The 19,065-nt window shown below is 61.7% G+C and carries 19 protein-coding genes and 1 pseudogene; 9 read left to right on the forward strand and 11 right to left on the reverse strand.

The window, feature by feature from the left end; all coding sequences use genetic code 11:
• Window positions 1–127: helix-turn-helix domain-containing protein (locus OS914_RS18305; RefSeq protein ID WP_420713967.1), on the reverse strand; the 127-nt coding region annotated here is incomplete at its 3' end.
• Window positions 128–498: 371 nt separating this feature from the next.
• Here OS914_RS18305 and OS914_RS14765 point away from each other — a divergent pair.
• From OS914_RS14765 to OS914_RS14785, 6 genes are all read left to right on the forward strand, one after another.
• A complete protein-coding gene (locus tag OS914_RS14765; protein ID WP_267546825.1) occupies window positions 499–1,893 on the forward strand; it encodes an OFA family MFS transporter in 1,395 nt (464 codons plus the stop codon).
• 1 nt (window position 1,894) lies between these two features.
• Window positions 1,895–1,996 carry an MFS transporter small subunit gene (locus tag OS914_RS18310; RefSeq protein WP_420713963.1) on the forward strand — a complete coding sequence of 34 codons (102 nt, stop codon included), beginning with the start codon at window positions 1,895–1,897 and terminating at the stop codon, window positions 1,994–1,996.
• Window positions 1,997–3,458: 1,462 nt separating this feature from the next.
• Window positions 3,459–4,946: an NCS1 family nucleobase:cation symporter-1 gene (locus OS914_RS14770; RefSeq protein WP_267546875.1), complete on the forward strand. Its 1,488-nt coding sequence runs from the start codon at window positions 3,459–3,461 to the stop codon at window positions 4,944–4,946.
• A 95-nt stretch (window positions 4,947–5,041) separates the two neighbouring features.
• Window positions 5,042–5,788 carry an aspartate/glutamate racemase family protein gene (locus OS914_RS14775; RefSeq protein WP_267546826.1) on the forward strand — a complete coding sequence of 249 codons (747 nt, stop codon included), beginning with the start codon at window positions 5,042–5,044 and terminating at the stop codon, window positions 5,786–5,788.
• 81 nt (window positions 5,789–5,869) lie between these two features.
• Window positions 5,870–7,222 (forward strand): allantoinase AllB, encoded by a 1,353-nt coding sequence (gene allB, locus OS914_RS14780; protein ID WP_267546827.1) that lies wholly within the window; start codon window positions 5,870–5,872, stop codon window positions 7,220–7,222.
• 215 nt (window positions 7,223–7,437) lie between these two features.
• Entirely contained in the window at window positions 7,438–8,298 is an 861-nt protein-coding gene (locus tag OS914_RS14785; protein WP_267546828.1) for a universal stress protein, read from the forward strand.
• Between the two features lie 28 nt (window positions 8,299–8,326).
• Here OS914_RS14785 and OS914_RS14790 read toward each other — a convergent pair whose 3' ends face one another.
• Together OS914_RS14790 and OS914_RS14795 are read right to left on the reverse strand one after the other, a co-directional pair.
• On the reverse strand, window positions 8,327–8,752 hold the full coding sequence (locus tag OS914_RS14790; protein WP_267546876.1) for a recombinase family protein: 426 nt from the start codon (window positions 8,750–8,752) through the stop codon (window positions 8,327–8,329).
• 37 nt (window positions 8,753–8,789) lie between these two features.
• Window positions 8,790–8,924 carry a recombinase family protein gene (locus OS914_RS14795; protein WP_267546829.1) on the reverse strand — a complete coding sequence of 45 codons (135 nt, stop codon included), beginning with the start codon at window positions 8,922–8,924 and terminating at the stop codon, window positions 8,790–8,792.
• 474 nt (window positions 8,925–9,398) lie between these two features.
• On the opposite strand from OS914_RS14795, the gene OS914_RS14800 reads away from it, so the two are divergent.
• The gene (locus OS914_RS14800) at window positions 9,399–10,655 is read left to right on the forward strand and encodes an IS110 family RNA-guided transposase (protein WP_267546877.1); all 1,257 of its coding nucleotides are present in this window, start codon (window positions 9,399–9,401) and stop codon (window positions 10,653–10,655) included.
• Between the two features lie 149 nt (window positions 10,656–10,804).
• Here OS914_RS14800 and OS914_RS14805 read toward each other — a convergent pair whose 3' ends face one another.
• From OS914_RS14805 to OS914_RS14830, 7 genes and pseudogenes are all read right to left on the reverse strand, one after another.
• On the reverse strand, window positions 10,805–10,993 hold the full coding sequence (locus OS914_RS14805) for a hypothetical protein (protein WP_267546830.1): 189 nt from the start codon (window positions 10,991–10,993) through the stop codon (window positions 10,805–10,807).
• Between the two features lie 145 nt (window positions 10,994–11,138).
• Window positions 11,139–11,279 carry a hypothetical protein gene (locus tag OS914_RS14810; RefSeq protein WP_267546831.1) on the reverse strand — a complete coding sequence of 47 codons (141 nt, stop codon included), beginning with the start codon at window positions 11,277–11,279 and terminating at the stop codon, window positions 11,139–11,141.
• A gap of 115 nt (window positions 11,280–11,394) precedes the next feature.
• Complete coding sequence (locus OS914_RS14815; protein WP_267546832.1) at window positions 11,395–12,504, reverse strand: YeiH family protein; 1,110 nt, start codon at window positions 12,502–12,504, stop codon at window positions 11,395–11,397.
• 340 nt (window positions 12,505–12,844) lie between these two features.
• Window positions 12,845–12,943, reverse strand: a pseudogene (locus tag OS914_RS18120) (sugar ABC transporter permease); the annotation flags it as partial.
• A gap of 150 nt (window positions 12,944–13,093) precedes the next feature.
• The gene (locus OS914_RS14820; protein WP_267546833.1) at window positions 13,094–13,729 is read right to left on the reverse strand and encodes a DedA family protein; all 636 of its coding nucleotides are present in this window, start codon (window positions 13,727–13,729) and stop codon (window positions 13,094–13,096) included.
• Window positions 13,730–13,837: 108 nt separating this feature from the next.
• Window positions 13,838–15,154 carry an alpha/beta hydrolase gene (locus OS914_RS14825; RefSeq protein ID WP_267546834.1) on the reverse strand — a complete coding sequence of 439 codons (1,317 nt, stop codon included), beginning with the start codon at window positions 15,152–15,154 and terminating at the stop codon, window positions 13,838–13,840.
• 246 nt (window positions 15,155–15,400) lie between these two features.
• Window positions 15,401–15,790, reverse strand: a complete 390-nt coding sequence (locus OS914_RS14830) for a hypothetical protein (protein ID WP_267546835.1) — start codon at window positions 15,788–15,790, stop codon at window positions 15,401–15,403.
• Between the two features lie 176 nt (window positions 15,791–15,966).
• Between OS914_RS14830 and OS914_RS14835 the strand changes: the two genes are divergently transcribed.
• Complete coding sequence (locus OS914_RS14835) at window positions 15,967–17,379, forward strand: sensor histidine kinase (protein ID WP_267546836.1); 1,413 nt, start codon at window positions 15,967–15,969, stop codon at window positions 17,377–17,379.
• Between the two features lie 48 nt (window positions 17,380–17,427).
• Here OS914_RS14835 and OS914_RS14840 read toward each other — a convergent pair whose 3' ends face one another.
• Window positions 17,428–18,156 carry a response regulator transcription factor gene (locus OS914_RS14840; RefSeq protein ID WP_267546837.1) on the reverse strand — a complete coding sequence of 243 codons (729 nt, stop codon included), beginning with the start codon at window positions 18,154–18,156 and terminating at the stop codon, window positions 17,428–17,430.
• Window positions 18,157–18,289: 133 nt separating this feature from the next.
• Here OS914_RS14840 and OS914_RS14845 point away from each other — a divergent pair, with 133 nt between their 5' ends.
• On the forward strand, window positions 18,290–19,045 hold the full coding sequence (locus OS914_RS14845) for a phosphatase PAP2 family protein (RefSeq protein ID WP_267546838.1): 756 nt from the start codon (window positions 18,290–18,292) through the stop codon (window positions 19,043–19,045).
• Window positions 19,046–19,065: the final 20 nt, after the last annotated feature.

The raw sequence follows: 19,065 nt of genomic DNA on the forward strand, positions 1-19,065 counted from the left end.
GCCGTTCCCGCCAAATGATCGTATGATGCCGGCCAAGATCAGCCCCGATCTGCCGATCCGTCCTACCAGCCAGGACCCCCACAGCGATGTCCGCTCGATCCGAAAACGACAACGGCCTACGCCCCACAAGCAGCTCCTCTATTCAACCAACTTGTTGCTTCGAGGGTATGACACCGCCTTTTGTACTGCACTGATTAGACGCCGTCGTGCCCCGGACGCCGCTCGACGTGCAGCTCAAATAAGCTACCCGCCATCCACCTCGAATCCGCCAGGTCACGGTAGGAACCCGGCAAAGAATTGAACGTCGTCACGGCAAAGACCCCTACAGAAGACCCGCGCAGGACAATTCAGTGGCGACGCTCCGACCGGCGCGGGCGGCAGACAGCAGCCAACCAGTAAACCGCCGCTGGCCCGGCTTTATTTTCGATGTGATTTGTTACACAATTACGGACAGTGGCTGCTGATACCCACCGGGCCACACCGACCAAAGGAGTCCACATGGGTTGGCTTGACAGGGAGCGCACCGTCGCCCCTCCCGGCCTTAATCGCTGGTTCATCCCGCCGGCCGCTCTCGCGGTGCACCTATGCATCGGTCAGGCCTACGCCACAAGCGTGTACAAGACCGCCCTGGTAAAGCACTTCGGCGCCAGTCTGACGGAGATCGGCATTATCTTCTCCATCGCGATTGTGATGCTCGGCCTCTCCGCCGCCGTGATGGGCACTTGGGTGGACACGAACGGCCCACGCAAGGCCATGTTTGTCTCGGCGCTCTTCTGGTCCGGCGGGTTCCTGGTGGGATCACTGGGCATTTTCAGCCACCAGCTATGGCTGGTTTACCTCGGCTACGGGGTCATTGGCGGCATAGGGCTAGGCATCGGGTACATTTCGCCCGTCTCTACCTTGATCAAGTGGTTCCCGGACCGGCCCGGCCTGGCGACCGGCATGGCCATCATGGGTTTTGGCGGAGGAGCGTTGATTGCCAGCCCCCTGTCCTCAGCGCTGCTGAAGGCCTATGACCCGAACTCGGGTGCACCCGGCTGGGTTGCCAGCGGCAACGCCGTGGGGCTGCTCTTTCTCACCCTTGCCGGCATCTACCTTATCTACATGCTCTTTGGCGCCTTTACGATCAAGGTGCCGGCGGCGGACTGGAAGCCAGCTGGCTTTGATCCCGCCAAGGTCAAGGCAAAGACGCTGGTCACCTCAAACCACGTCTCGGCCGCCAATGCCATCAAGACCAAGCAGTTCTGGCTGGTATGGATTGCCCTATTCTGCAACGTGACCGGCGGCATTGGCATCTTGGAGCAGGCCTCACCCATGATCCAGGATTTTTTCCGCCAACCCGATGGTATGTCTCTGGTGACTGCCGGGGTCGCCAGCGGTTTTGTGGGACTGCTTTCCATCGCCAATATGGGCGGCCGTTTTGCCTGGTCGGCCACGTCGGATCTCGTGGGACGTAAACCGGTCTACATGATCTATCTGGGTGTCGGTGGCGGGCTTTATGTCCTGCTGGCGCTAGCCGGTTCAAGCACCACGGCGCTGTTCGTAGTCCTGGCGTTCATCATCATTTCCTTTTACGGTGGCGGCTTTTCAACAGCGCCGGCCTACCTGCGGGACCTCTTCGGCACCTACCAGGTGGGCGCGATCCACGGCAGGCTGCTAACTGCCTGGTCCGCTGCAGGAATTGCCGGTCCATTGATTATCAATGCTTTTCTGGACGTCCAGGGCAAACCGGGCGAGCTGACGGCGCAGGCTTACCAACCGGCGCTGCTGACCATGGTAGGCCTGCTGGTGATCGGATTCATCGCCAACCTGCTGGTCAGGCCCGTCCGGGATACGTTCCACGAATCAGCCCGAAGCATCCCCACCACCCGCGAACAAGCATTGGAGTCCTGAGATGACAGCTGTAAAACTCACCGTTGTCTGGGCACTGGTCGGAATTCCGCTGTTCTATGGCCTGTTCATCACGCTGACCAAGGTGGCAGCGCTCTTCGGTTGATCTGGGTTGAACACCCTCAACGGGACAGTGCACTGCCTAAACTTTTATCTAACCAAGGACGAGGTCAGGCCGATTATGCTTCCGCACCTGAACGTGGTGCGCCCATAGGTACCTTTCAAAGCAGGCTGCCTACCAAGTGGCCATTCGGAAACGGCCATCTCGGAAAGGCACTACGTCGCCACGCTCATTTTGATGGTTATTAGTGGTCGTCTAACCCGTCAATGCCGCGGTAGTGCGGTGTTTCTCTGACGGCGGGACAAGGAGTCAATAGCCATACTGATACGTACAGACCCGTTCCGTCAACTCGACCGGCTGGCCCAGCAAATACAGGGAACTGCAGCCGGGCCGGCGGCCGTGCCGACTTCAAGGCAGGGCATCAAGTTCCGCCCCAGAACGCGACCAGCTCCCCGAGCGCACCAAAGCCGGCATGGCCATCGCCGCCTCCCACGGACGTGAAGCAGGACGACGGGAAATCACCGCTACCCACCATGGAACCCGGAAAACACCTCGACCCCCACGGGACGATCTAAGAACAGCACCCCACAACAAGCCCCTTAATTGGACGGACAGCCGTACGGGTCACACGGACACTCTGCAACACAGACATCGACAAGATACCCATGATCGAGCTTCTTCAACGAAGAGGCGGCGAGCTTGTCGGGATCCGAAGGCTCGATCTCCGCCACACCCTAAGCATGTGCTGGAAACTTCTCCAAAAGGCAGGAGACACTACCGCGTTCCGCGAACTTGAGCCACCTAAGAAACACTGCCCACGTCCACAGCGCCAAACAGAACTAAAACTCCATTATGTGGAAATTAGGTATCTTATTGTGGAATTAGGTGATCTGCATTACAGTGGTGACATCCTCACGTTGAGGAGCCTCCAACGATTGGTCTAGGTCAATGTCTATCCCTCATCCTGCTGCGCTGAAAGCGAGTTCGGCCGCAGCCAAGAGACGCCGGCGGGTTCCTCCGGCCCCCCTCTTGAACAGTTCTGATCGCCCTGACGGCGCGTCCAGAAATCGACCGCCCCAGACGGATCCCCACTACTGTCAGGATCATAGCGTCCGCCCCTAATAAAGGGCATAAGGAGTCCGCCCTGACTTCGGCCGGATCGGTGCGAGGATCAGTGCCTGTAAGTCGTTGATGAAGCTGAGAAGCCATAATCCGACCGACAATTTGAACACGTAAGTGCCGGATCTTCGAGATTCTCTACACGTCCATGCGACGACCGTCTTCAAATCAGCGCCTCTGACGCTGCTGCCTCAGGAGCACCTTCCACTGGCCCTCACGCTCCACACACCCCGGCTCTGGGACTCTCCCCTGATTCTCATTCCGCCTGCGCGCCACCACAGATCATTTTTTTAGCTATTCGATAGGACCTCTAATGAGTATAATTCCAGGCTCGACCCCGCCGGTCGAGGTGCATGGCCACCACCACGGTAACCATCCCGATCCGATCATGCACCACCCGCCTGAGTCGGCTTTGCGTGTACCAGGTTTACCCGAGATCAGTGAGCGGCTGTACAACCAGGACTTGGCCCCGACCAAGGCAGAAGGTCGACGGTGGACGAGCTACAGCATTTTCACCCTGTGGGCCAACGATGTTCACAGCTTGGGCAACTACGGCTTCGCCATTGGCCTGTTCGCCCTCGGCCTCGGCGCGTGGCAGATTCTGGTGGCACTTGGCGTCGGCGCCGTCCTCTTGTTCGCGCTACTGACCTTCTCGGGTTTCATGGGATATAAGACGGGTGTCCCGTTTCCTGTGATGAGTCGCATCTCCTTCGGAATCCACGGCGCCCAGATTCCCGCGCTGATCCGCGGAGGCGTGGCTATTGCCTGGTTCGGAATCCAGACCTACCTCGCGTCCCTGGTCCTTCGCGTCCTGCTGATCGCCCTGTCGCCAGGACTGGGAAATCTCGACCATAACTCCATTCTAGGTCTTTCCACCCTCGGCTGGGCAGCCTTCCTCTTCCTGTGGGTGGTGCAGGTTATTATCGTCCGCTATGGAATGGACATGATCCGCAAGTACGAGGCTTTCGCCGGGCCCATCATCCTCATCACCATGATTGCCCTGGCCGTCTGGATGTTCGCAAAAGCCGGTGGGTCCATTGCCCTTTCAAAGCCTCATGCCCTCACCGGCGGTGCCATGTGGCGGGAAATTTTCGCCGGAGGTGCTCTCTGGGTTTCGATCTACGCCACGTTTGTTCTGAACTTTTGCGACTTCACCCGGGCCTCGAAGAGCCGCAAGTCAATCATCAAGGGCAATTTCTGGGGCATCCCGATTAACATGCTTCTCTTCGGCCTGATCGTCGTCGTCATCACCGGCGCCCAATTCAAAATCAACGGCGTCCTTATCAGCAGCCCCTCGGACATTGTCCAGTCCATCCCCAATACGCTCCTACTCGTCTTGGCTGCACTGGCCCTGCTCGTGCTGACTGTCGCTGTAAATCTGATGGCCAACTTTGTCGCCCCGATTTACGCCCTGACTAACTTGTTCCCCAAGAGACTCAACTTCCGCCGGGCCAGCCTGGTCAGCGCCATCATCGGCTTGGTGATCCTGCCTTGGAACCTCTACAACAACCCCGCAGTCATCGTCTATTTCCTTGGCGGACTTGGAGGGCTGCTCGGGCCTCTGTTCGGAGTGATCATGGCCGATTACTGGCTTCTCCGCAAGGCCAAGATCAACGTCCCCGAGCTCTACACCGAGTCCCGCACCGGAGCTTATTCCTACCGCAAGGGCATCAATTCCCGGGCGATCATCGCCTTCATTCCGTCCGCTGCCATCTCGCTTCTCATCGCCTTCGTTCCATCTCTCCAGGCAGTCGCGTCGTTCTCTTGGTTCTTCGGAGCCGGCATCGGGGCCTTGGTCTACTTCCTGATTGCTGACCGCAAGCGCTCATTCGAAGACGTCTCCGGAGAACCGATCGCGGTCCCCAGCCTGCACTGACAATCCCACCACCACTGGGGCACAGTCCCGACCCGGGACCCATTCGACGGACCGGACTGCGCCCCAGCGCCAAAGCAAAAGTAGGAAAGAACAACATGCGCATCCTGATCGCCAACGTCAACACCACCGTCTCCATGACAGACTCCATCGCCGCACAGGCGCGCAGCGCCGCGGCTCCCGGAACGGAAATTATCGGTATCACTCCGCGCTTCGGCGCCGAGTCCTGCGAGGGAAATTTTGAAAGCTATCTAGCCGCGATTGCCGTCATGGATGCGGTACTGGCCTACGCCGAGCCGTTCGACGCCGTCATCCAAGCAGGCTACGGTGAGCACGGCAGGGAGGGTCTTCAGGAACTACTTGACGTTCCCGTCGTGGACATCACCGAGGCCGCGGCAAGCACAGCAATGTTCCTCGGCCATAAATATTCGGTCGTCACCACCTTGGACAGGACAGTGCCGCTGATTGAGGACCGGCTCAAACTGGCCGGCCTCGACGCCCGTTGCGCCTCGGTGCGGGCCAGCGGCCTAGGAGTGCTGGAACTAGAAGAATTTCCGGACCGTTCGGTATCCGCGATCATCGACCAGGCCACCCAGGCTGTAGAGGACGACAAGGCAGAAGTCATCGTCTTGGGTTGCGGCGGCATGTCAGGCCTGGATGAACAAATCCGCACACGGTTGGGTGTTCCGGTGGTCGACGGCGTGGCGGCAGCGGTCACCATCGCGGAATCCCTGGTCCGACTCGGACTGTCCACCTCAAAAGTCCGCACCTACGCAACGCCGCGGCCCAAAAAAATTATCGGCTGGCCTCTGGCCGTATCCGTATCCGTATCCGTAGGGGAATAATGCCGTGTGCGAGCCGAAAGCGCCTCACTCCACCTTGCATTCCATCTTAGACACCCGTTCCAGGACACGAGGAGCTCTCCAATGACTTACCCCACACACGACACTTTTGACCTGGTCATCCGGGGCGTCAGCGTGCTGACCCAGGCCGGCACCGCCGCACACGAGGTGGGAATCACCGCTGGCGTTATTGCCGCCGTCGAACCCCTGGGAGCCGGGCTCACGGGCAGAAAGACTATCGAGCTCACCGCTGATGAGACCCTGATCCCCGGGCTCGTGGACAGCCATGTCCACATCAACGAGCCCGGACGCACCGATTGGGAGGGCTTCGCCTCAGCCACCCGGGCAGCTGCCGCCGGCGGCGTCACCACCGTGGTGGACATGCCACTGAACAGCATCCCCCCCACCACCACAGTGCCCAACCTTGAGCTCAAGCGCGAGGCCGCTGTGGGGCAGACCTTTGTCAACGTCGGCTTCTGGGGTGGGGCCATCCCAGGCAACACCGCGGACCTGCGCCCGCTATACGACGAGGGCGTGTTTGGTTTCAAGTGCTTTCTGATCCACTCCGGTGTGGACGAGTTCCCGCACCTGGAGGCCGATGAAATGGAGCGGGACCTGGCGGAAATCGGCACCTTCGACTCATTGTTGATTGTGCACGCCGAGGATTCGAGGACCATTGAGGAGGCCCCGGCTGTGCCCGGCCGGCACTACGCCGACTTTCTGGCCTCCCGCCCGCGCGCCGCGGAGAACACCGCGATCGCCCACGTCATTGAGGCGGCCCGGCGCACCGGCGCCCGCGCCCACATCCTGCACCTTTCCTCCGCCGAGGCCCTGCCGCTGATCGCGGCCGCGAAGGCCGAAGGCGTGCGTATCACCGTCGAGACGTGCCCGCACTACCTCACCCTCCAGGCCGAGGACGTACCGGACGGCGCCACCGCCTACAAGTGCTGCCCGCCCATCCGCGAGGCCGGCAACCGCGAACAGCTCTGGCAGGGACTGCAGGACGGCACTATCGACTGCATCGTCTCCGACCACTCCCCCAGCACGCTGGACTTGAAGGACCTGGAAAACGGCGACTTTGCCGTGGCCTGGGGCGGGGTGTCCTCGCTCCAGCTGGGCCTGCCGCTGATCTGGACCGAGGCCCGCAAGCGCGGCATTCCCCTGGAGAAGGTGGTCGAATGGATGTCCTCCGCCCCGGCCGACCTGGTAGGCCTGGAGGCCAAGGGCCGCCTCGCCGTGGGCGCAGACGCCGACTTCTCGATCTTCGCCGCCGACGAAGCCCAGGTGGTCGACGTGACGCGCCTCAAGCACAAGAACGCTATCACCCCGTACGACGGCGCATCCCTCACCGGGGTCATCCGGCGCACCTTCCTGGCCGGTGCCGAGATCGACGGCATCACCCCCACGGGCAAACTGCTGCGCAACAGCCAGATCTAAAAGCACTCCTTAACCGCCGCGAGAGAATCATTGTCCCAATGCCAACTCAACCAAAAGTTGCCTCACATGCCATCACGGTCTGGACACTACCGAGACGCGGCTCCCTTGAAATATGGATTCCTAAGTAGGGGCACCCCATAGATAGATATGTACTGTCAAATAAGAGCGAGGCGGCCATCAGGCAGCCAGTTCACCAAGGAACTAAAGGACACAACATGCGATACGTAGTTGGCTACACTCCCGACCGACGCGGGGCCGAGGCCGTCGCCCTCGCTGCGGCGATCGCCCGCACCCAAGATGCAAAATTGGAGTTAGTGCATGTTTTGGACAACCCACGACCGGAGGACGCCGGATACCCTGAACGCGGAGTCCAGCAAATTCTCGCCGGCAACGCCAAAGTGTGGTTGGAGGAAGCGTTGGCACTCCTCCCGCCAGACGTGCCTGTCCAAACCCACCTCCACTATGCTGAATCGTTTGCCGAGGGGCTGATTGAAGTTGCCGGGGAAGTGGACGCCGAGCTGATCGTCATTGGCGCAGCGAAACACGGCATACTCAAGCATTTCAGCATCGGAACGGTGGCCAACACGCTCCTGCATGCGTCCCCCGTGCCAGTCGCCCTGGCACCCTCCGGATACGAATCACCGCTATCAATAAGCCGCTTCACTTGCACGGTCGGTGGCAGGGAAGGCGCCAGAGAACTGCTTAGCGTAGCCATTGATGCCTCGTCACGGCGCCATGTCCCGCTTCGGCTCATTTCGTTGGTCGCCGTGGACCAGTCACACGCAAAGGACGCCAGCGAAGTTCAGCTGGCCAAGACCAATACCCGCATAGAAGAACTAATGGCAACGGCAGCAGTGTCGGCCGACACGGAGGTCACCCACGTCGTGGCACAAGGATCGACTCTCGAAGATGCGATCGGAAACCTTCCGTGGAACGACGATGAGGTAGTCCTGATCGGTTCGAGCCGATTGGCGGAAGGGCGGAGGCTGTTCCTCGGCAGAACTGCCTACAAGATGCTCCAACAACTCCAGGTGCCCATGGTGGTTGTCCCCCGCGCCTATGCGCGCAACATCTGATATTAGCTGCACACAACCAATCCCGCCTTCAGATATACGGCCCAGAGGGCGGCGAAGCGTCAGCAGTCGCCCCTTCTACGTCCGCTGCGCGACCGAGGCAGTAATCTACCGAGGCAGGACCAAAAAGGAGCCGAAAGACGCCGAGATCCCGGGCCACTTTGGCTTTGGGCACGTCCTGGGCAATCCGCTCGCGTGCGAGCTGGATCTGGTCCAGCGATAGCTTCGGAACCCGGTCGTAAACGCCGTTCCTCCTGTCAACGGCAACGCCCTCGGCCTGTCGCTCACGGACGGTATTGCCCGCAAACGGCGCGATGGCGACCAGGACCATGAGCATGAACTCCCCTTGCGGCGTGTCAGTGTTCAGTTCCGGGTTGTCGATGAAGTCCAGGGCGACGCCCTTGGCTTTGAGTTGCTCAATGAGCGAGAAGGTACGTCTTGGACCGTGCCAGCCGATCCGGTGACTTCACCCGAACCTTGTCACCGTCGCGGACTTAGGTCAGCATTTCCTGGAGCTGTAGCTGGTCGTTTGTGTTTTTGCCGCTGACCTTCTCGGAGAACAGCGTGGGTACAGGACCAAGTGCTTCGAGCTGCCGCGCCTCGTTCTGGTCGGCGACACTGACCCTCACGTAAAAAATGACCTGCCCTTTGCCTCCAGCTATCCTTAAAACGCGCGATCAGCTTTGACTAACCAAAGTCGAAGGGAGTGGCTGTTCGTTCAGAATAGCGGTTAAACGGCAGCTCAAAATTGCGGTTCGGCGGCACCGGTCGTCTTGCATCGCATGGGATTCGAGACACAGGGGTTACGAGCTGTGGAGCCGCTCCGCGGCGTTGGGGGTTTGAGAAAACGCCCTTGTGGCTAGGTTGGGTAGCGGCGCATGATGGCAGTGCCGCGGTCGACGCCGGTGTGTCTTAGTGCTTAGAGCCTGTTTACGAGCGTGGCGTGGAGGGCTTCCACGGGAACCGTGGATTGGTGCCGCAAGCCCAGCAGCGTAGGTCTGATGAGCCCGTTTAGTAGATTCCTGAATTATTTCCCCGCCCTTCCCGCGGCCCCTGGCACCACCAGCCGGTGGTGTTGTTGGACCAGACGCAAGGAGTAAATGATGGACATCGTGCACGAGCGCGCCGCGGGAATGGATATCTCCAAACGCAATGCGAAGGTCTGCATCCGGATACCGGGAACGCGGACAGGAACGTCCAGCAGGACAGTGACCACATACGGGGCAACGACGAATGAGATCGTGCGCCTGCGCCGGGATCTGGAGGCAGCTGCGGTGACGGTGGTGGTGATGGAGGCCACCGGCGACTACTGGAAACCGTTCTATTTCCTGCTGGCGGAGTCGCTGAATGTGCAACTGGTCAATGCTAAAGCTGCGCGGAATATCCCGGGCCGGAAGAGCGATGTTTCAGACGCAACGTGGCTGGCCGAGCTCGCAGCCCACAACCTGCTGCGGGCCAGTTTCGTGCCACCCGAGCCGATCCGCCAGTTGCGGGATTTGACCCGCACGCGATCGAACCTGACTCATGAGCGCACCCGAGAATACTCACGACTGGAAAAAGGGCTGGAGGACTCCAACATCAAATTGTCCTCGGTCGTCAGCACGCTGAGCACCCAATCCGCCCGCCGCATCCTCGACGCTCTCATTTCCGGAGAACGTGACCCACAGGCCTTGGCCTCGCTGGCGCATGCCTCGATGGGCCGCAAATCCGCAGCGCTGGTCGAAGCCCTCACGGGCCGTTTCACCGACCACCACGCATTCATGGTGCAGTTGCATCTGGACCGCATCGACCAGATCGAGGCGACCATCGCGGCCCTGGACGCCCGCATCGACACGGTGATGGAACCTTTTTCCTTAGCCCGGGAGCTGCTGATGACCGTCCCCGGGATATCGAGGAATGTCGCTAACGTCATTATCGCCGAAGCTGGCGTGGACATGAACGTGTTTGAAACTGCGGGCCATCTGGCATCGTGGGCCGGAGTGTGTCCGAGCCAGAACGAGTCCGCTGGACGGGTCAAGTCCACCCAAACCCGACCCGGCGACCATTACCTCAAAGCCGCCCTGGGAATCGCGGCGCTGGCCGTGTCCCGGTCAAAAACGACCTATCTCGCCGTGAAGTATCGTCGCATCCAGTCCCATGCCGGCGCCCTGCGGGCCGTAGTCGCACTTCAACACACGCTGCTCATCATCGTCTGGAACATGCTCCACGACGGAGTCGTCTATGACGAACTCGGCATCGATCATTACGACAAAACGAACCCCGAACGCGCCAAGAAACGCCTCCTACGCAGAATGGTCTCGCTCGGATTCGAGCCCAACCTCACCCCACTTTCCGCAGGGAGCTCACCTTCGTTTTCTTAGTAGACACCATGCCCGATGAAGACAAGGGGTGAAGAGGAGAGCCCGGCAGTGGTTCACCGACCTCCCCAAAACGTCCGCCATCATCCGGGCGGAATGAGCAACGGCGGCCCACCTCTCCAAACCACTCCTCGGTAGCTCGCGTTCACCCTTCACGGTGCGGCGTTCGGCGGAACGTTCGCTAGAACCTCAGCTGTCTGGCCCTCATCAAGCACCCAACGCTGACCAGGCGGGTGGTTCAGGTACTTTTCGCGAAGGTAGGATCGCACGACGCGACCCGGTCGAGTTTCCTCGGTGTAGCCCAGCTTGTAGGCGAGTTCAGCAGGTGAATAGGTGCCCATGCCCTGAGTCTAAGTCTTTCGAAAGCTTGCCAAGGGCAGGTCAGATACGGTCGCATATGGCACTTTCAGAGTGTTGTTTATGCCAACCGTCGGTTGACGGCCTTCGTGGAAGTAGTTGTTCCTCGTGCCGGGTTGTGGGGTCCGGTCAGGTATGGGCCCGTTGAAGGATTGCCTTTCCGATAGTCCGGGCATCGGCGGCCACGATGTCCGACCTGGTCGTGATCCCGGCTTTGGTGAGGGTCAGCAGAGCATCGTCGACCTGGCCTTGGGCGCTGGACTGGTTCAAGGTCGCGTGCCTGCTCCAGGATGGCTTCGCTGTGGGGCGTGGTATCGATGGCGACGAGGATACGGGAAAACATTGTTTCTCCTGGTTGGAAGGGCGGGGTGGTCCGCTGGGGTGGTCAGTTCAGTCCGGTGGCGGATTGGAGTCCGAGGCTGGTCAGGGTGACGATGATCCACAGCAAGGCGCCCAAAAGAAGTGGCTTCGTTCCGGCACGGCGGAATCCGCCCAGGTCTGTCGACAGGCCGATGGCCGACAGTGCGACGGTGATCAGGAAGACCGAAAGTGTGCTCAATCCTGGGTGGGCGGCGGCGGGGATCAGGCCAAGGGTGTTAATGGCGGCAATGAGGAGGAACCCGATCAGGAACCAGGGCACGAGGCGGAACACGTTCACCCGGGCCCGGGGGGCCGGTCCTGTTCCGGCAACCTCGCCGGCAGGGAGCCTGCTCCCGGTTTGCTTGAGGCGGTGTCCGGCCCAGGCCGCGAGGCCAAGACAGATGGGAATGATCATCAGGGTGCGGACAAGTTTGACGACGACGGCGAAGTTGGCGGCGGTGCTGCCGTACGTCGTTGCGGTCGCGACGACGGAGGACATGTCGTTCACGGCGGTGCCGGCAAAGAGCCCGAAGGCGTGCTGGCTCATTCCGAGTAGGTGACCGATCAAGGGAAAGGCCAGGACGGCGGCGATGTTGAATAGGAAGATCGTGGAGATCGCGTAGGCAACGTCAACGCTGACAGCACCGATCACGGGAGTGACCGCGGCGATGGCGGAGGCGCCGCAGATTCCCGTCCCGACGCCGATGAGGGTGCGCAGGTCCCCGACGATTCCCAGCCAGCGCCCCAGCAGATAAGCCGCAATCAGGCAGACCACCAGAGTGCCGAGCATGACGGGGAGGGATTCCAGGCCGGCCTGGGCGATCTGGGACAGGGACAGTTGGGAACCGAGGACGACGACGGAGAGCTGCAGGATGAACTTGCCTGCCGTGTTGATGCCTGGTCGAAGCCGGTCTCGGGGTTTAATCAGCGCGGCCAGTGCCACGCCGATGATGATGGCGCTGACCGGGCCGCCCACCAGCGGAACGAAACGACCGATCACTGTTGCAACTACAGCGATCGACACGGCCAGGGCCAGCCCCGGGATCCTTGCCGTGGTCCCCGAACGCAGGCGGTGCAACCTTCCCGTCCCGGGATAAGGGTTGCATGCGGTTTCCGTGCCGGTGGGTGTGTGCATGATTCCCATCCTCGCGTTCGCGCAGTGCCGGCAGTAGGGGGCCTTCACTTGTGAGGGTACAAGTCCCGCTTGTGTCTGCGGGTGACATGTCATTGTCCCCGCGGACATCGGCTTCAGCTTCACCGCGACCGGGCAGCCGAACGGCATCTCGGCATTGCACACCCATGACGGGTCGTTCCCCCTGCTCCGAGCCACCCATGACGGTTCCCCTCCGAGCGCCTTCAGAACCGCCATACAGCGCAGCGCTTTAAGCACCATTCTGAACGAACAGTCACAATAGTCGAAAGAGACCCTAATGGACGTTACTCTGCAGTGACCTCAACCTGTTCCCTCGGGTACACCCGTAGAACAGGGATGACTCCGGCGAGGCGTTGGACTGGTCCCGCCAGAATGACAAGTAGGCCTGATCGAAGACTTGCAGCGCAGCGATGGTCAGTACGCAACCGTGCCCGCTGGCTAGCGGAGGAGAACCTCGCCCGCCCGTCGTAACAGGAACGGTTTGTGGTGTTCGGCCCGGAACATCGCGGCCGGCGCGGGTTTGCCCTGCATGCTCCGTGGAGCCGCCGGGATTCGAGCCGATCCGCGGGCCTTAGTCAGCGGCGACGTGAAGGTTCTGTTGCCTGCGGGCTTTGCGGTGTTTGTGGATGCGCCAGGTAATGAATGCGAGGGCAGCGGCGCCTACGATGACCAGAGTGACGTCGTGGCCGACGCTTTTGGCGACCGTGAGGTATGCGTTGCCCACGAAGTAGCCGAGCAGGACGGCGGCGGCGCCCCAGAGGAGACCACCTGCTGCGTTGAAGAGCAGGAAACGCCGGTACGGCATGCGGGAGAGCCCGGCGAGGGCCGGCATCACAGCCCGGAAGAAGGCGGTGAAACGGCCCAGGAAAACGGCTGCTCCGCCACGCCGGGCGAGGAACTCGCGTGCGGCGTCGAGCTTTTGTCTGCGTTTTTTCAGTAACCGCAGGTTCAGAATTCGCGGGCCGTAGTGCCGGCCGACCTCATAACCAACGCTGTCGCCGATGACGGCGGCCAGGATGACCAGAACCATGATCAGCCACAGCTGCAGGTGATGCTGGCTGGCCAGCACACCGCCGAGGATTGCTGCCGTTTCCCCGGGAAGGATGAAGCCGATGAATAATGCGTCTTCGGCGAAGACCAAGGCGGTGATGAGCAGGTAGGCCAGAACCGGGGTGACGTGCAGTATCGCGTTCATTATTGCGCCCATGTTCTGCCTTTCCTTTGCTCGCTTTAGCCCAGCATTCCATGCAGGAGCTGAGAGGTCCCTGAGGACCCGGGCCGGTCTGCATTTACGTGGTGTGTCTGGTGCCGGTGTTTACCGGGTGAGGCCCAGGCGTGGTGCGAGCCACGTCAGCGCTGGTCCCGTAGCGTTCAGGGGTACGGCCCAGGAGTGGCCGACGCCGGCGACGGTGTGCGTCCTCACTGTCATTCCAGCTGCCTTGGCCGCCGCGGAGACCTCGTTCATATACTTGATGAACAACCTGTCCTGGCCGCCGGCGGCGAAATAGATCCAGCTGTCCGGGTACCGGTTTCTCGCCATCACGGTCAGAGGCGTCAGGGCATCGAAAGCAGCGGTATTGCCGCCGAACGCTTCCTGCACGGTTGCCGTCCGGTTCGCGGACAGTGCAGGTTCGGCCTCACCGCTGAGATCGATGGCCGAGGGGTAGATTGCCGGGTGTAGGGCAGCCATCTGCAGGGCGCAGGTGCCACCAAAGGAGAACCCGCCGACGGCCCAGTGTCCCGGGTCCGGGTCGACGGTGAGGGTGCTCTTGATCCAGGCCGGCACGTCCACGGAAAGATAGGTATCCGTCTTGGCGATCCGGGAATCCATGCACATGGTGTTTGCGGAACTGGACCCGTTAGCATCGGGAACGACGACGACGGGCGCGAGTCCCTGATGGGCGGAGGCAAACGCATCCATGACCGGCTGCAGTTGGCCGGCCGTGAGCCAGTCCCCGGGGGACCCGGGCTGTCCCGGGATGAGGACGAGGACCGGCAGCTGTGGATGCGCCGCCGCCTGGTAGGCAGGCGGCAAGTAGACGTATCCGGCGCGGCCGTTGAATCCGGAGACGGTACCGGGGATCTGCACCGAGTTCACTGTGCCGTGCGTCGGCAGTCCGGGAGGCTTCACCCAATGATCGATGACGGGGCCTGCGGCCGGCGCGGCGGGGCCGGAGGCCTCGGACGGCTTAGCCGTGGACGGGGCGAGAGGGGCGATGGCCGCGGTGCTCGCCCCTGTGAAGTCCCCGATGGTGCGGTAAGTACCGAAGTACAGGTTGATCTGCACCCCGACAGTCAGCACAATGGCGGCCATCGCCGCGGGGGCGAGGAGTTTGCGCCACCGTCCGCCTAAGATCAGGTTCAGTACCATCAGCACCACCGCGAGGACTCCGGCACCTATCCACCCGATCACCTGTAACGGCAGATCGTAGGCCGTGATACCGGAGAGGTTGACCAAATACCAGTTGATGGCCCATGCCACGGCGGCGGCCAGTACCGCGGAGGCTCCGATGTACAGGACCCAGCGGCGGCGGCGGAGCAGGAGCAAATAAGCTCCGGCAACGCAGGCCAGCACGCCCACCGCAAGAGGGAACGGACCGGAAATTAGAGCTATGCCGGAGATGGCGCCCATATGGAAAGTGTCCTGGCGGTAGGCGGAAAGGGATGAACCCCTGAGTCTAATGGTTTATTTCCAGGATCAGCCGGCAGGAGAAGTCGCTGCTGGGAAAGTCCCTGGCGATGAAAGGCCCGTAAAGGAGGAGGGATTCCTTCACGGGCCGTTCGGTTGTTTTCAGTCAAGCCCTCGGCGAGGGTTTGTTGCGCGGGTTCCCATAGGCGCCTTCTTCGGTGGTGTCGTCTCCGGCTGGCCTAAGCCCTGTTATGGGGAGCCCGGAAGGTCACCGGGATCGGTGTGGTCCCCGCTCTGCTGAAGGTCAGGGCCGGCATCGCCGGGCTTCTCGGGGGCGCCGGCCTTTTCGCCGGCATCCGGTGCCTCCGTGGCGCCGGATGCGTCCGGTGCGTCCGTGACGCCGGATGTGTCCGGTGCTTCGGTAGCGCCGGCCGTATCCGGGGTGTCACCGGCGGTGGGCGTATCGGCGGTTGCCGGAGCCGAGGAGGACGGCGGCGCAGGGGGCGCGGTGGCGGCACTGGCCGCGCCGGCACCGAGTCCGGCGAGAGCCAGTACGCCGACTGCACCCAACATCACCCTCTTTTTCATGCCCATCTTCGCAAGAGTCTTCTTCATAATCTGTTCTTCCTTGATCGTCATTGGGGGTTCCTTTCTTCGTGGACAGCTGCTGTGGCCGCCGTTGCCATCCGGAGCGGGTGGCGATGAATCCAGTCTGCCCGGGGACCACTGAGAGGAACCTAAGTCTGGTTGTGAGCGGGCTGAGAAGCCACAGACGGTAATTATGAAATCGGTGCGGGCACGGTCATTGTTGTTCCATGAAACTCTCTCCCCTGCCGCAGCGCTCCCCTTCCCTGTCGGGGATGCCGATCTGGGGTGTGCGAAAAAGAGCGACGGCGACTGCCGTCGTCGTCGTCGCCGCCGCCCTCCTCGTGGGGGGTCTGCTGTTGCTGGTGCTCCTGCAGACCTCCCTGATCGCTACGACCGAGGGGGCAGGGAAACGTAAGGCCGCGGATGTGGCAGCGCAGATCAGCAGCCAGGACGTCTCCGAAGCGGGGCGGTCGTTGGGCGCCTCCGCGCACAGCGGTCAGTATGTGCAGATCATTAGCCCCAGCGGCGCCGTCGTGGCGTCCTCGGAAAAATCCGCTGACACCACCGCTTTGTCTGCGCAGCGTCCCGGGCCTGGGCAGACTGTCAGCCAGGATGTGTCCAGCCTGCAAAGCATCGGCGACACCGACGCGTTCCTCATCGTTGCCACCGGCGTCCAATCCGGGGACGGCGTTTATACCGTCGTGGTCGCCTCAACGGTTCAAGTCCAGGCGGATACGGTATCCACGGTGGCATGGTTCATGCTCGGGGCAATACCGTTGCTGCTGGCCGTCGTGGGGACCTCCGTGTGGGTTCTGGTAGGCCGGTCCCTGCGTCAGGTGGAGCGCATCCGCGGGCAGGTCGCCCGGATCAACGCAAGCCGGCTCAGCGAGCGGGTCGATATTCCTGCCACCAACGACGAAATCCACCATCTGGCCCTGACCATGAACACGATGCTGGACCGTCTGCAGGCCTCCGACGGGGAACAGCGCAGATTCATCTCCGACGCCAGCCATGAACTGCGCAGCCCCTTGGCCACCATCAGCGTCGGCCTGGAAATCGCGGCCGCGGACCCCAGCGGGGACACTTGGCGCCAGATGCAGAGCATGCTCAGTGGGGAAACGGCCCGGATGCGCTACCTCGTCGATGATCTGCTGACCCTTGCCAAGGCCGACGATGAGGGCGTGCGCGTCGCGGCGGCAGACGTTGACCTCGACGACGTCCTGGACACCGAAATCCGCCGGCTTCGCTCCATGAGTGCGCACCACATTAGCGCAGACCTCACCCCGGTAAGGGTCACCGGCGATGCCCGACGGCTCGGACAGGTGCTGCGCAATGTCCTCGACAACGCCAACCGGCATGCCCGCTCCCGAATCTTGGTCCGTCTCACCGCTGGCCCCGGCGGAGCGCGCGTGGTGATCGATAACGACGGCGACCCGGTGCCCGAGGCGGACCGGCAGCGGATCTTCGAACGGTTCGTTCGTCTTGACGAGAGCCGTTCACGCGAAAGCGGCGGCAGCGGACTGGGGTTGGCCATCGCTGCAGGGATCATGGCCGCCCACCACGGAAGCATCACCGCCTCGGTGTCCCCGGCCGGGGAGTGCCGTTTTGAGATCTTCCTTTCGCCGGACCTGCCGGACTGACCCTGACTTCGCCGTCCCCTCGTCCGCCGGCCCGTCGTCCCTAACGGACTATGCCTCTGTCCTGCCGGTCCGCTGCTGTCCGAAGGTGCCGTTAGGCGGGTTGTCCCGGTCCGCGCTGAGCCGGTAGCCCATGCCTCGGACAGTACTCAGGGTAGAGACCTTGAAAGGGGCATCAATTTTTCGGCGCAGGTAGCCGACATAGACTTCCACCACATTGTCACCGCCCTCGAATGCGGGATCCCAGACGTTGTCGAGGATTTCGGCTTTGGATACCACCTGATCGTGCCGGCGCAGCAGAAACTGCAGCAAGCCGTATTCGCGCGCCGTCAGGGAAATTGCGGTATCGCCGCGGTGTACGCTGCGGTTCAGCGGGTCCATGGTCAATGTTCCCAACGTCATCACCACCGGCCGTTCCGGGGCACCACGCCTGATCAATGCCCGCAGCCTGGCAGTGAGCACCAGAAAACTGAACGGTTTGGTCAGATAGTCATCGGCTCCCAGATCGAACGCGTCGGTCTGGTCATATTCCCCGTCCTTAGCCGTAAGCATCATCACCGGCGTCCAGATTTTGCGTTCGCGCAGCTCCTTGAGGACGTCGTATCCGTTTTTCAGCGGTAGCATGAGATCCAAAATGATCACGTCATAAGGATTCTCAGTCGCCGCCCATAGACCGCTCACCCCGTCGTGGGTCACATCCACAATGAAGCCCTCGTTCGCAAGACCGCGTCGGACCGTTTCGGCCAGCAGTTTCTCGTCTTCAACTAATAAAATCCGCACAGAAGCCCTTTCCTTATCAGCAGTATGACGCACAGATGCTGAAGGAAAACTGAGAAGCCTTCCTCAGCATCGTCTCAGGTATGCTGCGTCATGCTGACACGGCACTACATTCCAGCCCTATGTCAGGATGACCATGATCACCGCACCACTTGGCCCACAATCCGGACTTCGCCAACGGGCCCCGCTTCCGTTTTTGCGTTCCTTGTGGTGGATCGCACTCGCCGCTGCCGTCTTCGCCGCCGCGGTCGCCGTCGGACTGATGGTTAAGGGCGCTGGCGCTATGACACCGGAACTGGGCGTGGACGTGGCCTTAAGCCAGGAGCGCAACCCAGTCCTGACCGGCATGTCACTGGCCATCAATACTGGCCTCGGTCCTGCCGGCGCAGTCATCATCCTTCTTCTGGTCTGCCTGTTCCTCCTGGTGATCCGACGCAACCTGATGCGCGCCCTCGCGTTCGGATCAGTGGTCAGTGTCGGTTGGCTCTCATCCGAAGTCGGTAAACGGCTTGTGGAGCGGATTCGGCCCCCGGACGGGGCCGTGCACGCACTGATCTCTGAGCGCGGTACGGATAGTTTTCCCTCCGGGCACACAGCCTTCGCCGTGGCCCTGGTCTGGGCCGTCGTCCTCGTCATTGGCAGCACCGCCAGCCGCCAGGGATTGCTTCTGGGAATCGGTGCCGTGTTTGTGGCCCTCGTCGCGTTTTCCCGCCTGTATCTAGGGGTCCACTACCTCAGTGATGTGCTTGGTTCGGTGTTCATTGCCAGCGCCGCGATCCTGGCGTGGCTGCCGATCTGGAACAACCTCCTCGCTCCCCGGTTCACCACGCCCCGGGCCGGAGCGCAGCGTGTGAGCATGGACAGTGACCCCATCCACCCTCCCGCCCCCTGAACGAAGGATTAGTACCACCC

Origin of the sequence: Arthrobacter endolithicus, assembly GCF_026627425.1 — a bacterium.
Lineage (GTDB): Bacteria > Actinomycetota > Actinomycetes > Actinomycetales > Micrococcaceae > Arthrobacter_M.